Here is a 19,628-nt window from a genome sequence, read left to right as displayed (position 1 = left end):
ACCATGTCAGAAACGCTTTCTTTACCGGATACTCAGGTCGAGTATCGGGATTATCCGCTGGTTGCGGCGCAACCGGGGATCTGGATCGCCGACCAAATCGCGCTGCGGCGCAACAGCTTCGCCGTGGCGCACTACACCGAATTGCACGGCGCAATCGATCGTTCGGCGCTGGAGCGCGCGATCCGTCAGGGGCTGGCCGAAGCGGATACGGTTCAGGCGCGGTTCTTTGAGGCGCAGGACGGCCAGCCGGTGCAGCGTCTCCCGTTGATAGCCGACCCTGCGCGCGTACAGGCGCCGGAGTGGTTCGATTTCAGCGCGCAGCCGGACGCCGAACAGGCGGCGCTGGCGCTGATGAACGACGATCTGGCGCAGGATTTGCCTGCGGACGGCGAACGGTCGCTTTATCGCCATGCGATAATCCGCGTCAGCGCCGATCGTTGGTTTTGGTACCAGCGCTTTCATCATCTGACCCTGGACGGCTTCAGTTTCGAAGCCATCACCCGCCGGATCGCCGATATCTATCGCGCGCTGCGCCACGGGCTGTCGCCCGCGGCTTCGCCGTTTACCCCGTTCGGCAAGGTAGTGGAAGAGTTTCAGCAATGGCAAACGTCCGCCGCACGCCAGCGGGCGGCCGAATTCTGGCGCCAGCATCTGCACGAACTGCCGTCGCCGCTGTCATTATCGACGGAAAGCCGGGAGGTTGAACCGGGCGCCCGGCCGCTCAAACAGGTGCTGGTGCTGCCGGAGTCACTGTTTGACGAAGCGCTGCGCGACGACGCGCTGCAGGCGCTGCAACCGGCCGACATCGTCACGGCGGCGCTGGCCATGTATCTGGCGCGCATGAGCGGTGAAACCCGTTTTTCAGTCGGTTTTCCTTTCATGCGCCGGATGGGGTCGCAGGCACTGGCGGCGGTCGGCCCGGTGGTCAACGTGCTGCCGCTGCTGCTGAACGTGACGCCGGAACTGTCGCTGGCGGACGTCTGCCAGGCCACCGTGGCGGAGATCAAACAGGCGCGCCGCCATCAACGCTATGAGGCGGAGCAGATCAAGCGCGATCTCGGCCTGGTCGGTGGCCATCAGGAACTGTACGGGCCGGTGATCAACGTCAAGGTCTACCACAGCGCCTTGTCGTTTGACGGCCAGGCGGCCGTTACCCATACGCTGGCGATGGGGCCGGTTGATGACCTGGAGTTTGAGATCGGCTTTCGCAACGGCGTGCTGACGCTGTCTTTGGTGGCCAACCCGGCCAAATACTCGCCGCGCAGCTTGCATCATCACGCGGAGCGCATCGGCCATTGGCTGCAGCAGCTGGCGCGGCAGCCGCACCAGCCGAACGGTCAACTGGCGTTGATCGGCGAAGGGGAGCTAAGGCAACTCGCGGCCTGGGGGCGCGGCGCCGATCTGACGCCGCCAACGGGCATGGTGTCAATCATGGATGCATTCCAGCGCCAGGTTGAGCACCAGCCCGAGGCGTTAGCGGTGGCCTGCGGCGACGAGCGCCTCAGCTACCGGCAGCTCTCCGAACGGGTGATGCAGCTGGGGCGCGTGCTGATCGACAGCGGCATCGGCGCCGAAGACGTGGTGGCCATCGGCATTCCGCGCTCGGTGGACACGCTGGTCGCGCTGTTCGGCGTGTTGGCCAGCGGCGCGGCCTATATGCCGCTCGATCTGGACTATCCGCGTGAACGTTTGGCGCTGATGTGCGACGACGCGCGGCCGGTAATGTTGCTGACCCACCGCGCCACGCTGACCAACATGCCGGACCTGCCACAAGTATTGTGCCTGGACGACGCAGCGTGCCTGGCGCGCTGCGCGGCTGCCGAGGCCACGCCGATAACGGACGACGAGCGGCGCATGCCGCTGAGCGAGGCGCATCTCGCCTACATGATTTACACCTCCGGCTCGACCGGCAAACCCAAGGGCGTCATGTCCACGCATCGCGGGCTGCTGAACCTGTTCCTGTCGCACCAGGCCTCTCTGTTCGGCCCGGCGATCGAAAAATTCCAGGCTCGCCACGCGCGCCGCTTGCGTGCCGGCCATACCGCCTCGTTTTCTTTCGACTCCTCCTGGGAACCGCTGTTCTGCATGATGATGGGCAGCGAACTGGTTATCTTCGACGAGGAGCTGCGCCGCGACCCCTGGGCGCTGCTGGAACAAACCCAACAGACGCCGATCGATCTGCTGGACATCACGCCGTCATTCTTCTCGCAACTGGTGGACTGCGGCCTGCTGAAGGGGCAGTTCCCGCTGCCGTCGTTCGTGATGATCGGCGGTGAGGCGGCGACGCCGACGCTGTGGAACCTGATGCAGCAGCATCCGGAGGTGGAGATCCACAACTATTACGGCCCGTCCGAATACACCGTCGATACCCTGGGCGCGCCGGTCACGGCCGCCGATCAGCCGGTGATCGGTCGCCCCCTCGCCAATACCGCCGTCTGGCTGCTCGACAGCCGGCTGCAGCCGGTGCCGATCGGCGCGGCGGGCGAGCTGTACATTTCCGGCAAAGGCATCGCGCGCGGTTACCTGCGGCGTCCGGATCTGACGGCGGCGCGCTTTGTCGCCAACCCGTTCGCCGAAGGCGAGGTGATGTACCGCAGCGGCGATCTGATGCGCTGGAGCGCGGAGGGTCAGCTGGTATTCATTGGCCGTACCGATCACCAAATCAAGGTGCGCGGCTTCCGCGTCGAGCTGGGTGAGGTGGAAAGCGCCTTGGCCGCCTTGCCGGACGTGGGGCGGGCGGTGGTGATCGCCGAGCCGATCGGCGCCACCTATCGTTTGATCGGTTACTGCTCGGTGCAGGATGACGCGCGTCGCGCTTCGCCAACGTTGCAAAGCGAGCTGCTGGGGCAATTGGCGCAGCGTCTGCCGGATTATATGGTGCCGGCGATCCTGGTGGTGATGCCGGAGCTGCCGCTTAACGTCAACGGCAAGATTGACCGTCAGGCGCTGCCCAAACCGCAGGAAACGCTGGCGCAAAGCATTCGCGAGCCGGCCACCGAACAGGAAAGGCTGATTTGCGGCGCCATGGCGCAGCTGCTGGGGATGGAGCGCGTCGGCGCCGACGACGATTTCTTCGCGCTTGGCGGCGACAGCATCTCGGCGATGGGGTTGGGCACCGCCCTGCGGCGCAAAGGCTATCTGCTGCGGCCGCGCGAGATCTTCGCGCTGCACACCCCCGCACGCATGGCGCAGGCGATGCAGCCGCTGGTCGTAGACTCTCAGGCTGCACGCAGCGTGCAGCAAGGCCCGATCGACGGGCTGCCGATCCTGCACTGGTTTGCCGAGACGGGCGATATGCATCGCCGCTTCGCGCACGGCGTTTTCCTGCGCGTACCTGCCGAGCTGCAGCCGCAACAGCTGCGTGATGCGTTGGAACAGCTGCGCACGGCACACCCGGCGCTGGGCGCGCGGATCCGCGACGGTCAGTTGGTGGTTGAAACTGCCGCCGCCGGTGAACTGATGCAGGTTAATACCGTGTCCGGTGAGCTGGAATTAGCGGCGGAACAGGCATTTGATGCCGCACTTGACCTTCTCGATCCGGCGGCCGGCGCCATGATGCAGGCCATCCTGTTGCAGCGTGACGGGCAGAGCCTGGGGCTGGTGCTGGCGATCCACCACCTGGTGGTCGACGGCGTTTCCTGGCGCATCCTGCTCGACGAACTGCGTCAAGTGGCCGACGGCGCCATGCAGGGGCAGCCGATCACGCTGCCGCCGGAAGAAACTTCGCTCTATGAGTGGTCTGCACGCCTACGAGCCGACGTCGAACGTCGCGAAGCCGAGCTGCCGTTCTGGCGGCAGATGCTGGCGGACGACGTGCCGCGTTTGGGCCGGCGCGCGCTGGATCCGCAGACCGATCGCCTCGCCTCGGTGAACGAACGGCGCACGCTGATCGACAGCCGGCTGACCGCCGCGTTGCTCGGCACCTTGCCGCAGAACTATCGCGCCCAGGTTGAAGAGATCATGCTGTGCGCGCTGGCTCAGGCCTGTCGCCAGCGTTTCCAGGCCGCTTCGCTGCGTTTCTCTCTGGAGTCGCACGGCCGCGCCGAACTGGACGACGGCCTCGATCTGGCCCGCACCGTCGGCTGGCTGACGGCGGAGTATCCGCTGCGCATCGAACTGCATGACGCTGAGCACAATGAGGCCGTGCGCGCGGTGAAACGGGCGACGCGTGCGGTAGCCGATCGCGGCATCGGTTACGGCCAGCTGCGTTATCTGCATCCGCGGCGTGACGAACTGGCGGCGCTGGCGCAGCGCAATGCGCCGGAGATTTTATTCAACTACCTCGGGCGCTTCAGCCAGGACGAGGGGAACTGGGCGCCGCAACGCAGCCAAACCCGCTTCCGCGACGCCTTCGCCGTGGCGCAGGATGCGCAGCAGGCGCTGTCGTATGGCCTGGAGGTGAATATTTTTGTCGAAGAGCGGCGCGACGGCGCCTGCCTGGCGATCAACTGGAGCTGGCTGGAGGGGATTTTCAGCGAGAGCGACATTACGCAGCTGCACAGCGACATCGAGCAAGCGGTGCGTGCACTGTGCGAATTTGCCGAACGGCATCCCGATCGCGCGGCGGCAACGTTGGTGGCGGCCGAGATCGCCCAGCCGGGCGCCGACGATGAGGCGGTGCGCGCCTGGGAGCGGGAGTGCGGACCGTTAGCCGCGGCGCTGCCGCTGTTGCCGTTGCAACACGGCCTGCTGTTCCATGCGCAGACGGCGCAGCAGGGCGGCAGCTATAACTCGCTGACGCGCCTGAGCCTTTGCGGAGAATTGGACGCACATCGCCTTCAGCAGGCGCTGGATGCGGTGATCCGCCGCCATCCGCAGCTGGCCGCCCGATTCAACCGCGAGGGCGAACCGCTGCAGCTGATACCGCAGGAAAGCCATTGGCCGCTGGACAGCCACAGGCTGCCGCCGCTGTCCGAAGAGCAAGAAATGCAGGCGCTGAATGAGCTGGAGCAGAAAGAGCTGCAGCGCGATCTGTTCAACCAGCCGGGCGCGATGCTGCATGCGCTGTGGGTCAAACACGGCGATAGCGGACGCCACACGCTGTTCCTCAATGCCCATCACTTGATCGTCGACGGCTGGTCGACGCCGGTGGTGCTCAACGATCTGATGCTGGCCTTGCGTGAAGGCGAGCAGGCGCTGCCGACGCTGCGTTCGAACTACGCCGATATCGTGCGCCGCCTGACCGCGCGGGATGCTGAAGCTTCGCGCCGCATCTGGCGTGAGAGGCTGCAGGATGTGCGCCCAACGTTGCTGTTCGGTGAAGTGCAGGACGATCGCGTGCATGAGCTGGAAATGACGCTGCCGCCGGCCGAGGAAAGACGCTTGCTGACCCTGTGCCGCGAACGCGGGTTGACGCTCAATACCGTGATGCAGGGCATTTGGGCGCTGCAGCTGGCCAGCTATTGCGGCCATCAGGACGTGGTGTTCGGCTCGCCGGTTTCCGGCCGCTTTGGCCAGATAGAATGGGTCGAGGAACACGTTGGCCTATTCAGCAACACGCTGCCGGTGCGGGTTCGTCTGCAGCATGACCGTTCGTTGACGGAACAGCTGACCGAACTGCAGCACCGGCAGATTGAACTGCTGGAGCACGACGATTTGGGGTTGGGGGAGATCCAGCATCTGGCCGGCGCGGGCACGCTGTTCGATACGTTGTTGGTGGTAGAGAACTACCCGGACAACGACGCTCTGCTGGGCGGCGCAGGTTCCTTGCGCTGCGACGCCATCCGCAACAAAGGCTATACCCACTATCCGCTGACGCTGTTGGTGCTGCCGGGCGAACGTCTGCGCCTGCTGATGGAGTACCGCGCCTCGGTGCCGCAGCCTGAGCGCTTCGCCGCGCGGCTGATGGCACTGCTGCAACAGTGGATCGCCCAGCCGGATCTGCCGCTGCCGCGCTGGCAGTTGCAAATCCCGCAGGAGCAGGCGCTGATCGCGGCGGTCAACTGCACCGGACAGGCGGTGGCGGACACCACCTTGCATCAGGCGATCGCCGATCAAGCGCGGCGCACGCCGGAACGCATCGCGCTGCAGGATGCCGGGCACAGCCTCAGCTACCGTGACATGCAGCGCCAGGCCGCGCTGTTGGCCGAGCGGCTGACGGCGGCCGGCATTCAGCCGGGCGATATTGTCGCGGTGGCGTTACCACGCTCCGTGCGCCTCAGCCTGGCGCTGACGGCGATTGTGCAGACCGGCGCCGCCTGGTTGCCGCTGGACACCGGCTACCCGGACGAGCGGTTGGCCTACATGGTGGAGGACGCCAAACCACGGTTGATTATCACCGAAAGCGCGTTGGACGCCCGCTTTGCCGCACTGGCGCCGACGCTGCGGTTCGATGTGCTGGACGACAGCGGGCGCGAACCGGCGCCGCGCCCACCGGCGGGGAACGGCGATTATCCCGCCTACGTGCTGTATACCTCCGGGTCTACCGGGCGACCGAAAGGCGTGGTGGTGAACCACCGGGCGATCGTCAACCGCCTGTTCTGGATGCAGCACGAGTATGCGCTCGATGCGCAGGACGTGGTCTTGCAGAAAACGCCGTGCAGCTTCGACGTTTCCGTCTGGGAGTTCTTCTGGCCGCTGATGGTCGGCGCGCGTCTGGTGATGGCGCCGCCGGAGGCGCACCGCGATCCGCAGGCGCTGACGACGTTGATTGACGACTATGGGGTGACCACGCTGCATTTCGTTCCATCCATGTTGGCTATCTGGGTGGAGGCCTTGAACGAGCGGGCGCCACAGCGCGCCGCCGCCAGCCTGAAACGCGTGTTCTGCAGCGGCGAAGCGCTGTCGTGTGAACTGGCTTCCCGCTATCAGGCGTTGGTTACCACACCGCTGCACAACCTGTATGGCCCGACGGAGGCGGCGGTCGATGTCACCTATCAACCGGCGTCCGGCGCGGCATTGGCGGCGGTGAACGGCGCCGGCGTGCCGATCGGCAAACCGGTCTGGAACACCCAACTGAGCATTCTCGACGCCATGCTGCGGCCGGTGCCCGTCGGCTGCGCCGGCGATCTCTACCTGCGCGGCATTCAGCTGGCCGACGGCTATCTGCATCGGCCGGGATTGACGGCGCAGCGGTTTGTCGCCGATCCCGCCGGCAACGGCGCGCGCATGTATCGCACCGGCGATATCGCCCGCTGGCTGGAAGACGGCAGCGTCGAGTATTTGGGCCGCAGCGACGATCAGCTGAAGATCCGTGGCCAGCGTATCGAGCTGGGTGAAATCGAGCAGGCGCTGCTGGCACAGCCGGGGGTAGCGCAAGCGGCGGTGCACGCCATCGAACTGGGCGAGGGCGCGACGGGGCTGGGCGGGGCCGATATGCGCCAGCTGGTTGCCTGGCTGATCGCCCAACCGGGCGTGACGCTGGATACCGGCGCACTGCATCAGGCGCTGGAGCAACGTTTGCCGGCGCACATGATGCCGGTCAGCTATGTCATGACCGACAGCTTCCCGCTCAGTGCCAGCGGAAAACTGGATCGCAAGGCATTGCCACGGCCGCAGCTGAGCCACCAGAGCGGCCGCACGCCGGAGAGCGACAGCGAGCGCCTGCTGGCAGCGCTGTTCGGGGAACTGCTGGGGCGTGAGACGGTGTATGCCGACGACGACTTCTTCGCGCTGGGCGGCCATTCGCTGCTGGCGATGCGTCTGGCGGCGGAGCTGCGTCGGCGCGTCCCTCGGCCACTGAGCGTCGGGCAGATCATGTTTGCCCGTAGCCTAGAGAAGATGGCGCACCTGCTCGATGACGCGCAGGCCGCCAACTCGGCCGAGAGCCGTGGCGTCGGCGAGTGCCTGCAGCTGCGGGCGGGTCAAGGCCCCGCGCTGTTCTGCCTGCATCCGGCTTCCGGTTTCGCCTGGCAGTACTCGGGGCTGAGCCGTTATCTGCCGGGGAACTACCCGATCATCGGCCTACAGTCGCCAAGGCCGGATGGCGCTATCGCCACCTGCGAGGACATTGAGCAGATGGTCGATCGTCATCTGGCCAATCTGCGCCGCCTGCAGCCGCAGGGGCCTTACTACCTGCTGGGCTATTCGCTCGGCGGCACGCTGGCGCACTCGATGGCCGCGCGCCTGCAGCAGCAGGGCGAAGAGGTGGCGTTCCTCGGCATGCTGGATACCTATCCGCCGGAAGGCCAGGATTGGACCGGCCCCAGCGAGGAAGACGCGCAGAAAGAGGTGGCGCAGGAGCAGGCCGAGTTTATGGCGGAAGATCATGGCGATCCGGCGCTGATGGCGGAGAAGGCGGCGATGTTCGACAGCATCGTCGCCAACTACCGCGATGCGGTGCGCATTCTGTCTCAGGCGCGCAGCCGGCGCTTCCACGGCACGGCAACGCTGTTTGTCGCCGACCAGACGCTACCGCCGGAGATGGATATCGACGCCGTGTGGGCGCCGTATCTGGATGGATTGATCTGCCATCATCAGCGCTGCGAACACGCGGACATTCTGTCGCCGGCCTCGCTGGAGACGCTTGGGCCGCTGTTGCATTCGCTGCTGACGCGGCAATACGGCTTGGTATAACGCAACCGGGCCGGGGGGCGTGCGTCCCGGCCCGCACTAAAACATGACATGCAGGACACTATGGCCAGACCTTCTTTTTTTCTTGATTTCAGTTTACTGAGAAGCAATGCGCATTTTCGCGCGATTTTCTGCGCCCGCATGCTGTCGGTGTTTTCCCTCGGCATGTTGGCGGTGGGGGTGCCGATTCAGATCCAGGCGATGACCGGATCCACGTTGCAGGTGGGCGTGGCGGTGGCGCTGGACGGCGTAGGTATGTTTATCGGCCTGATGCTGGGCGGGGTGCTTGCCGATCGCTACGATCGCCGCAAGCTGATCCTGTTTGCGCGCGGCACCTGCGGGCTGGGCTTTGTCGCCCTGAGCCTGAACGCCTTCGCCCCGGCACCGTCGCTGTGGGCGCTCTACCTGCTGGCGGCCTGGGACGGCTTCTTCGGCGCGCTGGGTATGACGGCGCTGATGGCGGTGATCCCGCTGCTGGTCGGGCGTGAAAACCTGGCGGCGGCAGGGGCCTTGAGCATGGTGACGGTGCGCATCGGCGCGATCCTCGCACCGGCGCTGGGCGGGATTATCATCGTGTTCGGGGGTGTCGGTCTCGCCTTCGCCGTCGCGGCGGCAGGGACGCTGGGCACCCTGGTCCCGCTGGTGCGCTTGCCGACGCTGCTGCCGCAGCAGCAGGAGCCGGAACACCCGCTGCGTGCGCTCGCCAGCGGCTTCCAGTTTGTCTGGCGCAATAAGGTGGTCGGCTCGGTGGTGCTGCTGGGGATGCTGATGAGCATCGTCGGCGCCGTCAGGGTGCTGTTCCCGGCGCTGGCGCAGGACGCTTACCACGTTGGCGCGTCCTCTATCGGCCTGATGTACTCCGCGGTGCCGCTCGGTGCGATGCTGGGCGCGCTGACCAGCGGCTGGGTGGGGCGATACGCTCGCCCTGGCGTGCTGATCCTGATCGCCGCTATCGTCGCGTTCACCGCCATCGCGTCACTGGGGCTGTTCAGCCACCTGGCGCCGGCGCTGCTGGCGCTGGTGTGCTACGGCTACGCCAACGCTATCGCCTCACTTCTGCAGTTCATGCTGATCCAGAGCAACACGCCGGATCATTTGCTTGGGCGGGTGAACAGCCTGGGCACCGCGCAGGACGTGACCGGCGACTCGATCGGTGCGCTGGGGCTCGGCGTACTGGGCAGGGTATTCACCCCGTTGATGAGCGTGCTGTCGTTTGGTGCATTCGCCGCCTTGTTGGGCGTGCTGGTGGCTTTCAGCGTACGCACGCTGCGCCAGTGCCGGCCGGCGGACGCGTTGGTTGAGCACGACGATCCCGCTCCGGCAACCTCAGCGGCGGCGGACAACTAACCCCTCAGGGCACCGGCGGTTCCGGCCGGTGCTGTTCCCCCCAGTTACACATCATGTCGATCACCGGGATCAGCGAACGCCCGCGTTCGGACAGGCTGTACTCCACCTTGGGCGGGATCTGCGGATACTCCTTTCTCACCACCAGGCGATCTTTTTCCAGCTCTTTCAGCGTCGAACTGAGCGTTTTATACGAAATGGTGCCGATGCAGCGCTGCAGCTCGTTGAACCGCAATACCGGCTTATACAGCGCCAGCCAGTAGAGAATTATCATTTTATATTTGCCGTTGATCACCGACAGGGTGTAGCCATAGCCGGTGTCTTCAAGGCTGATGCCCGTTGGGCTGCAGTGGGATTCGGCGGTCATTTACACTTTCTCCAGGGTAAGTATGTGTCGTGAGTGTGCGTATTTTACATTCTGTCAGCATACCCTAAGATGCGTCGAAACACCTGACTGGAGAGATCAGTATGAAAACGTTGGTGGTAGTGACACATCCCGATATGGCGAACTCGGTGGTCAACAAACGTTGGCTGGAGAAACTGCGACGCTATCCGGCGCTGTATACCGTGCACGAATTGCATCAGGTCTACCCGGACTGGCAGATCGACGTCGCCAAAGAACAGCAGTTGATTGAAGCGCATGACAACATCGTGCTGCAGTTCCCGATTTACTGGTTCAGCAGCCCGCCGCTGCTGAAAAAATGGCTGGACGACGTGCTCACCTACGGCTGGGCCTACGGTTCCCGCAGCGGCTATAAGATGCAGAACAAGAAACTGGCGCTGGCGGTCACGGCGGGCGTGCGCGCAGAAGATTACGCGCGTGAAGGGCGTTATCGCTACTCACTGGAGGAAATCTTCCGGCCGTTTGAAGTGACCGCCGATTACGTGCGGGCTGATTATGCCTCGTTCTTTGCCTTTTACGGCAAGGAAGCCGCTTCGGACGGGACGGTGGAACCGCTGCAATCCCACGAATTGGATAGCAGCGCGCAAGGCTATCAGGCATTTCTCGCCGCCCTGAGTTAACGACACTCCCCGGATGCGCCTGATAGTGCTGTTGCGAATGTCCGGGGAGGAATATGATTGCCGTATCCTTTGACTCGCCGGTGATAACCCCCATGCCTTCAGCCGAAACGTTTATTGCTTTTCTTGTTGCACTCACCCTTCTGGAACTCTCTCCCGGACCGGACATGATGCTCACGCTGGCCCGGGGTATCGGCCAAGGCCGTCGCATCGCGCTGCTCAATGTTTTCGGCATGGTTTTTGTCGCCGGTATGGTGCAGGTTTCCATGCTGGTGCTCGGCCTCGCCACGCTGCTGCATAGTTATCCGCTGGCGTTGGACGTATTGCGTTGGGTTGGGGCCGCCTATCTGGTCTGGCTGGGGATAAAAATGCTGAAGGTAAGCCGGCAGCGTTCCGATGCCGTGCTGAAACCCCGGATGATGACCGGGTGGCAGGCGGTGAAAGAAGGGGCAATTAACAGCCTGACCAACCCTAAGTCGCTGCTGTTCATGTTTGCTTTCCTCCCGCAGTTTGTTAACCCTGAAACCGGGCCGGTTTGGTTGCAATTGCTCGTTTTAGGTTCCATTCAGAAGCTGGCCGGGATCCTTTCGCTGGGCTCTGTCGCTATGGCCTCCGGCACCGTGGGGCAATGGCTCGCCCGCAATCCTCGGTTGTTGGTGTGGCAGCAGAGATTTACGGGCTTGGTCATGATGGGATTGGGCGCCAAACTCCTCCTCGGGGGCGGCGCTGCGTCAGCGCCGCGATAAGAGGAGCGGTTCGCGCTATTTCAGGTGAATGCTAAAACCGTCTTGCCCCGGCGCGAGATGTGCTTTCAGCGTCAGCTGCGGGATCAGGTAGTCACCGGCGTTCTGCCGCCGAAACGGAATCGGCTCAGTGTGCCACAGATTGTCGAGCCGCTGTCCGAGCTGTTCACACAGGGCGGCGAAGCGCGTCTCGTCGGTCTTTCCGGCACGATAGGTGACAAACGGCGGTAACACCTCGAATCCCGGGTAATGCAGTATGCCGTGCTGGATCGGAAACAGGATATCGTCGATCGGCCCGTTAATGCCGCGCGGGGCGTAATGGGATTCCCAGCCGCCGGCGGTGACGATCAGCATCGCCCGTTTGCCCGCCAGCGTCCCCTCGCCGTAACGGTCGCCCCAATGGGTGTCGGAATGCTCACCGACGCCGTAGGCAAAACCATAGGCATAGACACGCTCGAACCAGCCTTTCAGAATCGCCGGCATCGAGAACCACCACAGCGGAAACTGCAGCAGCACCGCGTCCGCCCAGCGCAATTTTTGCTGCTCCCGTTCGATATCGGCGCTCTGCACGCCGTTGGCAAACGCGCGCTGGGAATCCAACGAAGGATCGAAACGGGGCCCTGATGCACCTTCCAGGCTGTCGTTGGCGTCAAGTGCCGCTTTCCACTTCATGGCGTACAGATCGGACACCTGTACCTGATGACCGGCCTGCGTCAGGCGCTCAACGGCGAAGTTTTTCAGTGAGCCGGTCAGCGACTGCGGCTCCGGGTGGGCGTAAACAATCAGCACATTCATAGCAACTCTCCTTGGTGTGAGAGCTGCAGGTTAGGACGTCACAAGGTATATTAGAAATGAATTACCGTTATCCCAGGTATAACCATGAATAACTTAAGGCGGCTGGATCTCAATCTGCTGGTGACGCTCGACGCGCTGCTGGCGGAGCACAACGTTACGCGCGCGGCGCAGCGGCTCAATTTCTCTCAGCCGGCGGTCAGCGTGCATCTCGCCAAACTGCGGGCGATCTTTGACGATCCGCTGCTGTTGCCCGGCCCGCGCGGCATGCGTCCTACCGCCAGAGCGGAGCAGCTGCGGGAACCGCTGCGCCAGGCGCTGGCGGCGCTTGAGTTGGCGGTAACGCCGGCGACGCCGTTCGATCCCGCCGTGGCGACCGATACCTGGCGTGTGGCCGCCTTCGACTACGGCGAATCCACCATCGTCCTGCCGGCGCTGAACGGTTTGCGCACGGCGGCGCCCGGCACCCGGCTGGCGGTGCTGGAAACCGCGCCGTCACGCATCGCCAAACTGGCGGAACAGGGAGAGATCGATCTGGCGTTTCACACCCGTGAAGGGGCGCCGCCCGGTTTGCGTCAGCGCACGCTGTTCAGTGAACGCTATGTGCTGGTGGGCAGAGTCGGCCATCCTAAACTGCATGAAAACCTGACGCTGGCGCAATTTTGCGAATTGGAGCAGGTGATGGTTTCGCCGGACGGCGCCGGTTTCTACGGCATCACCGACCAAGCGCTGGCGGACGTGGGGCTGACGCGGCGCGTGGTGCTTTCCGTGCCGCATTTTCTCTTCGTGATCTCGGTGCTGGCGCAGTCCGATTTGGTGGCGATGCTGCCGGAGCGGCTGGTGCGCAACCAGCCTTTATTGCAACAACTCGAGCCGCCGCTGGCGGTGCCGGGGTTTGAAATGACCATGCTGTGGCACGAACGATCGCATCGAGATCCCGCTCACCGGTGGCTGCGCGAACATATCGTGCGGTCAGTGTAAGCGGGTTAAACAGCGCGGGAAATTACATGAACAGGAAGCGGTCGGCCAGCGGAACGCCGCGTTCGAGGCGCGGTGGCAACGCGTCGTCGCGATCGTCTGGCTGAGTAGCCTGTGGCGCGACATCGTCGGCTTTTTCGATCATCAGCTCGCCGAGCAGGGCCAGAAAACGAGTGAGCTTTTGCATATTCCCTCCGGATCGTTGATTACGTTGAGGGTGATAGTAATCGCCGCTAAACCGAATGGGAAAAACTTAAAACTCATATCCTAAGAACCGGATCGCATATCGCATGACCGGGCGACGGTTGCCCATCGCCCGGTGGATGGCTTAGAAGGTGACGTTAACCTTGGCCCACAGGGTGCGGCCCGGTTCATTCACCGCGCTGTTGGCCGAATAGCCGAAGGCGCTGTTGCCCGCCAGGTTAAGGTGCTCGCTGTAGGTCTTGTTCAGGATATTATCCAGACCGGCGCTCAGCTTGACGTTTTTATTCACCTTGTAGGCGGCGTTGGCGGAGAGCACGCCGAAGCCGGCGCTTTCGGCAAAGTCTTTGCCCACCACGTTGCCTTCGTTGATCGCCACACGGTGCTGGCTGCTGACCAGACGCCACAGACCGGTGCCGCTCCAGTCGCCGTACTCATAGGTCAGCCCCAAGCGTGCCTCCAGCGGCGGGATCTGCGGCAGCGGGCGGCCGTCGCTGGTGTTTTTACCCCAGGAGTAGGCCAGGCTGGCGTCGGTTTTCCAGTGCTCGCTCAGTTGGTAACCCATGCCCATTTCGCCGCCCATGATGTTGGCGTTGACGTTATCGGCCTGGCTGAGACGCGCATTGTGCGGATCGTATTTGAACAGGATGAAATCATCGACGCGGCCCACATAAGCGGAGACCCAGCCGTTGAAGCGCTTGCCGTTGTATTGTGCGCCGATGTCGAGCTGCGTGGTTTTCTCGCTCTTGACGCTGGAGAACGGATCTTTGCTGCCGTTCGGGCCGAGCTTCGGCGAGAATAACTCCCAGTAATCCGGGAAGCGCTCGGTATAACCGACGCCGGCATACAACATCAGCGGCAGGTCGGCCAGCGTATGCTCAAGACGCATAAAGCCGCTAGGCAGGGTGTCTGAACGCTCCCCATCGCTGCCGCTGCGGAAATTCTCCACCAGGGTGCGGTCAAGACGCGCGCCGCCGATCAGTTTATCCTGCTCGCTGGTGGACCAGGTCAGCTCACTGAAGGCGCCGTAGCTGTTGAACTGGGCGTCTTTTTCCCAACTGCCGCGGCTCATGCTGCGGTGGGTGTTGGTCTGCGTGTCCAGGCCGCTTTCAAGCTTCACGTCCTGCCACTGCCAGGTGCCCATCACGCGGCCGCCGACGGTGCGGCGATCGAGCTGCATCGTCATGCCGGAAGACATCATGTGCCCGCCGTGACCGCCCATGCTCATACCGCCATGGCCGCCGTGCCCCCCCATGCCACCGCTGCCCGGCGAGCGCAGGGTGACGTTGTCCATCACGTGGTTGGCGTAGTTGTAGTAGACCTGCGCTTCCAGCTTATCCAGCACCTCGCCGATGTTGTATTTTTCCACCCGCATGCCCAGGCTTTCGCGCTTGAACTGCGAACCGTCCATGCTGCGGCCGGCATAGCGCGCTTCGCCGTTGCCGCGGCCCATGGTCACTTCCAGCAGCGTATCGTTGTCCGGCGTCCAGCCGAGCGCCAGATCGCCGTTCCACTTGTCCCAGCGCGACGGCACGCGTGTATTGGTGCCGTCCTGATAATCGTTGGAGCGGGATTTGTTGGCCATCACCCGCAAGTAACCTTGCTCGGCGCCGAGGCTGGCGTCGATATTCTCGTCCCAGCGGCCATTGGAGCCGGTCAGCACGCTGGCGTTGCCCTTGATACCCGGCTCGTCGAAGCGCGGACGTTCACGTTCGAAACGCACGGTGCCCGCCGACGAACCCGGCCCCCACAGCACCGTCTGCGGCCCTTTGGTGATGGTCAGCAGATCGAAGCTTTCCGGCGAGATGTAAGAGGTGGGCGCATCCATTCTCGATGGGCAGGCGCCCAGCATTTCCGAACCGTCGGTGAGGATCTTCAACCGCGAACCGAACATGCCGCGGAACACCGGATCGCCGTTGGTGCCGCCGTTGCGGATCTGAGAAAAGCCGGGAATGGTTTTCAGGTAGTCCGAGCCATCGCTGGCCGGCACCGGCTGGCGCGGAGTTTTCGGTGACGTCACGATGGTCAGCGGAGAGTAGAGCGGTGCGGTAACGGTGATCACGTCGCCATCATTAACCTGGGCGCCGGTAGGGGGCTGATGCGCCTGCGCCGCGTGGCCAGCCAGCAGGAACAACGGCATGGCGGTGGTAATGGCGCGGGTGACAGCGTTCTTTTTATAAGTCGGTTTAAACATCATCTTTCCTTAAGCTAACTCTATTCCGTTCTTGGCCGAGGGATTATTCAGGCGTAGGGCGGCCTGGCGAAAATCACCATCGGTAAATACGGGAGGTTAATTCCATCGACGTGGAAATAACCGGACTAATAATGTCGTCTCGATGATTAACCGTTGGGCGAGTTAATTCCGCCGGGTTGAAGCAATCAACGGCAATACAGAGAACGGCAATGGGCTTATTGTTAAATCAGAGGAAAGAGACGGGGGGCGCGCGCGGCTGTAATTCGGTGTGAACGACGTGGGCAAACAGGGGAACGAGGTAATGGATCGGCGGCGGGCGCGAAGCCAGCGACTGGGACCAGAACAGCGGGGCGTGGCTCACGTCCAGCAGCGGCGCGTGCAGCAACAGCACGCAGTAGCCGCAGGCGCTGTCGTCCATCATCATCGCCATGTTGTGGTGGCCGCCGCCGTGCTGCATCAGCGCCTGCGAGGCTTTTTCAGGTTCAGACGGCGGCGAGTGCATCCCGTGATGCATCGGCATATCCATGCCGCAATCCGCCATGGCGGTCGTTCCAGCACTTCCGGCGCGTACATGCTCCAGGGATCGCGAGACCACCGGCGCAATGAACAGCATCAGAATGGCAAACATCCCTAACCAGGCGGCGGCCCGATTTCGCGATGCAGAGGGCTGAATTAACGACACAATCAACCTAAAAAAAGGGTTAACACAGGGTAGGGAATTGTACTGGTTTATGTCGAAATGTTAAAACCTTTTATTTCTGGTCAACGCTCTGTTGATGAATATATTATCGGATAAGCGCTTTAATTCTGACCAAAGGCTATTTTTTTGCGCCAATGACATGACGGGGACAATATTAATGACGGAAAAACTGGCGAGCACGATTATTCCGCTTTATGACGATCTGGCTGGCGCAGAGGGATGAGTGACAATGTCACGGGCGAGTTCACCGGAACCCGCCCGTAACCTTACTTCGCGCTGACGCGCCAGACGGTGTTGCCGACGTCATCCGCAACCAGCAAAGCGCCGGTCTTGTCGATCGCCAGGCCCACAGGGGCGCCATAGAGTTCCTTCTCATCATCGGAGACAAAACCTGTCACCACGGCTTTGAGCTTGCCGACCGGCTTGCCTTGTTCAAACGCCACGTAGCTGACTCGGTAGCCGTTCAGCGGCGAGCGATCCCAGCTGCCGTGCTCGCTGACAAAGGCGCCGCCGCGATACTCGGCCGGCAGAGCGCTCGCGGTGTAGAACAGCAGCCCCAGCGGTGCGACGTGCGAGCTGAGGGCGTAGTCCGGTTTGATGGCTTTCGCCACCAGATCCGGCCGCGCCGGCTGCACCCGACGATCGACGTGCTGGCCGAAATAGCTGTAAGGCCAGCCGTAGAAGCCGCCGTCCTGCACCGAGGTCAGGTAGTCCGGCACCAGATCGGCGCCGATCTCGTCACGCTCGTTGACGATGGCCCACAGCTTGCCGCTGTGCGGTTCCCACTGTAGCCCGGTCGGGTTGCGCAGCCCGCTGGCGAAGATGCGGCTGGCGCCGGAGGCGGTGTCCACTTCCAGTACCGCGGCGCGCCGGTACTCTACGGCCAGGCCATTTTCGGTGATGTTGCTGTTGGAGCCGACGCCAACATACAGCTTTTTGCCGTCCGGGCTGGCCAGCAGAGCTTTGGTCCAGTGGTGATTGATAGTGTTCGGCAGATCGGCCAGCTCTTTACCCGGATCGCTGATGCGCGTTTCGCCCGGTTGATAGGCGTACTGCATGATATTGCCGGTGTTGGCCACGTACAGCGTATTGCCAATCAGCTGGACGCCGAACGGGGAATCGAGCCCCTCGAGGAAGACATGCTTTTCCCAGTTGCCGCCGGCGGTCGGGCGCAGAAGGGTGATACGATTGCCCCCTTTACCGCCTTTACCGGACTGGCCTTTCACCAGGCCGGCGATCAGCTGCTTGGGCGTGCTCACCGCTTCCGTGCCCGGCCCGTTGGCCTCCACGACCAACACATCGCCATTGGGCAGCGCGAGCAACTGACGCGGATGAAGCAAATCGTCCGCCACCTTATCGATTTTCAAGCCTTCCGCCACTTTCGGCGTCTGATCTTGTTGCCAGCCAACGCCCTTAGGCACCTGCATCGGCGGCATCAGAAAGTCTTGCGCCGCCGGCAACGTCGGGTCCGGGCCCATTTGTTGCTCTGGCGAAATGACGGCGCTGTTATCGCAGCCGGCCAAGGCCAATACGGCGGAAAGGGTGAGCGCCAGAGATGAGAGCTTCATGAAAACCTCCTTATTTTGCGCGGGCGCCAAGGGCCAGCAGAATATTCGCCAGGCTGAGCAGCGCGACCACGATCGCAGACAGCACCAGGCCTTGGGGCACCACGGCATACGCATCCCGGCTATGCACGAAAGCGTTGATAATGGCGAGAACGATGGCCAACAGGTTCAGCCAGAAATGGAGTTTGACCGACGAACCCAGCAGCCGGCCGCTGCCGAACCATACTTGCACCAGGTTAATCAGGCGAGGAATGATGGCAAAAATCAGGCCGATGGCGATTAGCCAGCTGGCGCCATTAACCCACTGAATATTGGCAGTGCAGGCATAAATGATGTCAAAAATTAGCGCCGCGGTGAAAAATCCATAAGGTATCGGGTTGAGCCATTCATAGACGGCCACTGCGGCCGCTGAGGGCCTTGCTGTCGTTTGCGTGGTCATGCAGGCATCTCCATGAAAAATGATAGGTAAAAAGGGCATTGGCCCCTTAAAGCTTTGTTCAGATTCACCGATTTGAACAATTTTGATTCTCATTTTTAGCATGCGATGTTAAAACCGAAACCATCACTGCGGCATTATCAATGGCTTAGCAATATCAGGAGGAAGGGCATGAGTATAGAGCGCGTTCAGCGATTTCTGGCCGAGCACGCACCGGAGACGACGGTGACGGTGCTGGCAAAGAACACCGCGACGGTAGCGCTGGCGGCGGAAGCCTTTGGCGTGGAGAGCGGGCAGATCGCCAAGACGCTGTCGTTTCGCGTGAACGATGGCGTGGTGCTGCTGGTGATGGCGGGAACCGCCAGAATCGACAACAAGAAGTACAAGCAATTCTTCGGCGTGAAGGCGCGTATGCTGCCGGCGGAAGAGGTTGAAGCATTAACCGGCTATCCGCCCGGCGGCGTTTGCCCCTTTGCCGCACCGGAAACGGTGAGAATTTACTGCGACCGCAGCCTGTGCAGTTACGGTGAAGTGCTTCCGGCAGGCGGCAGCGATAACTCAGGCGTGAGAATTGCGCCGCAACGTCTGGCCAGCATCACCGGAGCGGAGTGGATTGACGTGACAGGGCAACTATAGGTGACCGCGTCACAATTACATTATGTTAAATAGATTGTATCAATTCTTAATTAATAGATTGTTTTAACAGGGAAAATTACTAATCCATCGGGTGATGGCAAACCGCCTCGATATTGTGGCCATCCGGGGCGATCACAAATGCCGCATAGTAATGGGCATGGTAATTGGGCCGCAAGCCGGGCGCGCCATTGTCTTTGCCGCCGGCGTTTAACGCGGCGTGATAGAACGCATCGACCTGTTCACGGCTGCTTGCGGCAAATGCCAGGTGCAGATGCGCCGGTTTTTCATCGGTCTGAAACAGGCATAATGACACGTTATCTCGATCGCGGCACAGCTCAACGCCATAGTCGGGTTCGCCTTCGGCAACGATCTTTACGCCCAGTGGCGCCAGCGCATTGAGGAAAAACGCTTTGCTGAGGGCAAAGTCGCTGACGCCAAATTTCACATGATCAAACATGGGGAGGCTCCTTGAGCGTGAAAGAATGTTCCCATTCAGTATAGCCAACGC

The 19,628-nt window shown here is 62.4% G+C and carries 14 protein-coding genes; 6 read left to right on the top strand and 8 right to left on the bottom strand.

Going from position 1 to position 19,628, the window contains the following annotated elements; translation table 11 throughout:
- Positions 1–3 precede the first annotated feature (3 nt).
- Positions 4–8,514, top strand: coding sequence for an amino acid adenylation domain-containing protein (locus ACSJLU_RS12210; RefSeq protein WP_380827716.1), 8,511 nt, complete (start codon positions 4–6; stop codon positions 8,512–8,514).
- 60 nt (positions 8,515–8,574) lie between these two features.
- Complete coding sequence (gene entS, locus ACSJLU_RS12205; RefSeq protein ID WP_025302869.1) at positions 8,575–9,858, top strand: enterobactin transporter EntS; 1,284 nt, start codon at positions 8,575–8,577, stop codon at positions 9,856–9,858.
- A 4-nt stretch (positions 9,859–9,862) separates the two neighbouring features.
- Here entS and ACSJLU_RS12200 read toward each other — a convergent pair whose 3' ends face one another.
- Positions 9,863–10,222 carry a winged helix-turn-helix transcriptional regulator gene (locus ACSJLU_RS12200; RefSeq protein WP_016927691.1) on the bottom strand — a complete coding sequence of 120 codons (360 nt, stop codon included), beginning with the start codon at positions 10,220–10,222 and terminating at the stop codon, positions 9,863–9,865.
- Between the two features lie 101 nt (positions 10,223–10,323).
- Between ACSJLU_RS12200 and ACSJLU_RS12195 the strand changes: the two genes are divergently transcribed.
- Positions 10,324–10,878, top strand: coding sequence for an NAD(P)H-dependent oxidoreductase (locus ACSJLU_RS12195; RefSeq protein WP_342096288.1), 555 nt, complete (start codon positions 10,324–10,326; stop codon positions 10,876–10,878).
- Positions 10,879–10,970: 92 nt separating this feature from the next.
- Positions 10,971–11,621 carry a LysE family translocator gene (locus ACSJLU_RS12190; RefSeq protein ID WP_072008229.1) on the top strand — a complete coding sequence of 217 codons (651 nt, stop codon included), beginning with the start codon at positions 10,971–10,973 and terminating at the stop codon, positions 11,619–11,621.
- A gap of 15 nt (positions 11,622–11,636) precedes the next feature.
- Here ACSJLU_RS12190 and ACSJLU_RS12185 read toward each other — a convergent pair whose 3' ends face one another.
- A complete protein-coding gene (locus ACSJLU_RS12185) occupies positions 11,637–12,413 on the bottom strand; it encodes an NAD(P)H-dependent oxidoreductase (protein WP_127145917.1) in 777 nt (258 codons plus the stop codon).
- A gap of 84 nt (positions 12,414–12,497) precedes the next feature.
- On the opposite strand from ACSJLU_RS12185, the gene ACSJLU_RS12180 reads away from it, so the two are divergent.
- The gene (locus ACSJLU_RS12180) at positions 12,498–13,391 is read left to right on the top strand and encodes a LysR family transcriptional regulator (RefSeq protein WP_060433088.1); all 894 of its coding nucleotides are present in this window, start codon (positions 12,498–12,500) and stop codon (positions 13,389–13,391) included.
- A gap of 22 nt (positions 13,392–13,413) precedes the next feature.
- On the opposite strand, the gene ACSJLU_RS12175 is transcribed toward ACSJLU_RS12180, so the two are convergent.
- The 5 genes from ACSJLU_RS12175 to ACSJLU_RS12155 form a co-directional block, all read right to left on the bottom strand.
- Positions 13,414–13,575, bottom strand: a complete 162-nt coding sequence (locus ACSJLU_RS12175; RefSeq protein WP_162837924.1) for a hypothetical protein — start codon at positions 13,573–13,575, stop codon at positions 13,414–13,416.
- A gap of 141 nt (positions 13,576–13,716) precedes the next feature.
- Positions 13,717–15,729, bottom strand: coding sequence for a TonB-dependent copper receptor (locus ACSJLU_RS12170; protein ID WP_337660841.1), 2,013 nt, complete (start codon positions 15,727–15,729; stop codon positions 13,717–13,719).
- Positions 15,730–16,009: 280 nt separating this feature from the next.
- A complete protein-coding gene (locus ACSJLU_RS12165; RefSeq protein ID WP_230203382.1) occupies positions 16,010–16,396 on the bottom strand; it encodes a DUF2946 domain-containing protein in 387 nt (128 codons plus the stop codon).
- A gap of 353 nt (positions 16,397–16,749) precedes the next feature.
- Positions 16,750–18,051 carry a PQQ-dependent sugar dehydrogenase gene (locus ACSJLU_RS12160; RefSeq protein ID WP_025302861.1) on the bottom strand — a complete coding sequence of 434 codons (1,302 nt, stop codon included), beginning with the start codon at positions 18,049–18,051 and terminating at the stop codon, positions 16,750–16,752.
- A gap of 10 nt (positions 18,052–18,061) precedes the next feature.
- Positions 18,062–18,487 carry a DUF2231 domain-containing protein gene (locus ACSJLU_RS12155; RefSeq protein WP_025302860.1) on the bottom strand — a complete coding sequence of 142 codons (426 nt, stop codon included), beginning with the start codon at positions 18,485–18,487 and terminating at the stop codon, positions 18,062–18,064.
- Positions 18,488–18,655: 168 nt separating this feature from the next.
- On the opposite strand from ACSJLU_RS12155, the gene ACSJLU_RS12150 reads away from it, so the two are divergent.
- On the top strand, positions 18,656–19,120 hold the full coding sequence (locus ACSJLU_RS12150) for a YbaK/EbsC family protein (RefSeq protein ID WP_197758736.1): 465 nt from the start codon (positions 18,656–18,658) through the stop codon (positions 19,118–19,120).
- Between the two features lie 79 nt (positions 19,121–19,199).
- On the opposite strand, the gene ACSJLU_RS12145 is transcribed toward ACSJLU_RS12150, so the two are convergent.
- A complete protein-coding gene (locus ACSJLU_RS12145; protein WP_025302858.1) occupies positions 19,200–19,577 on the bottom strand; it encodes a VOC family protein in 378 nt (125 codons plus the stop codon).
- Positions 19,578–19,628: the final 51 nt, after the last annotated feature.

The organism is Serratia bockelmannii (assembly GCF_051803255.1).
In the GTDB taxonomy this organism is placed as follows: Bacteria; Pseudomonadota; Gammaproteobacteria; order Enterobacterales; family Enterobacteriaceae; genus Serratia; species Serratia bockelmannii.
This window is presented reverse-complemented; position numbering and strand designations above follow the sequence as displayed.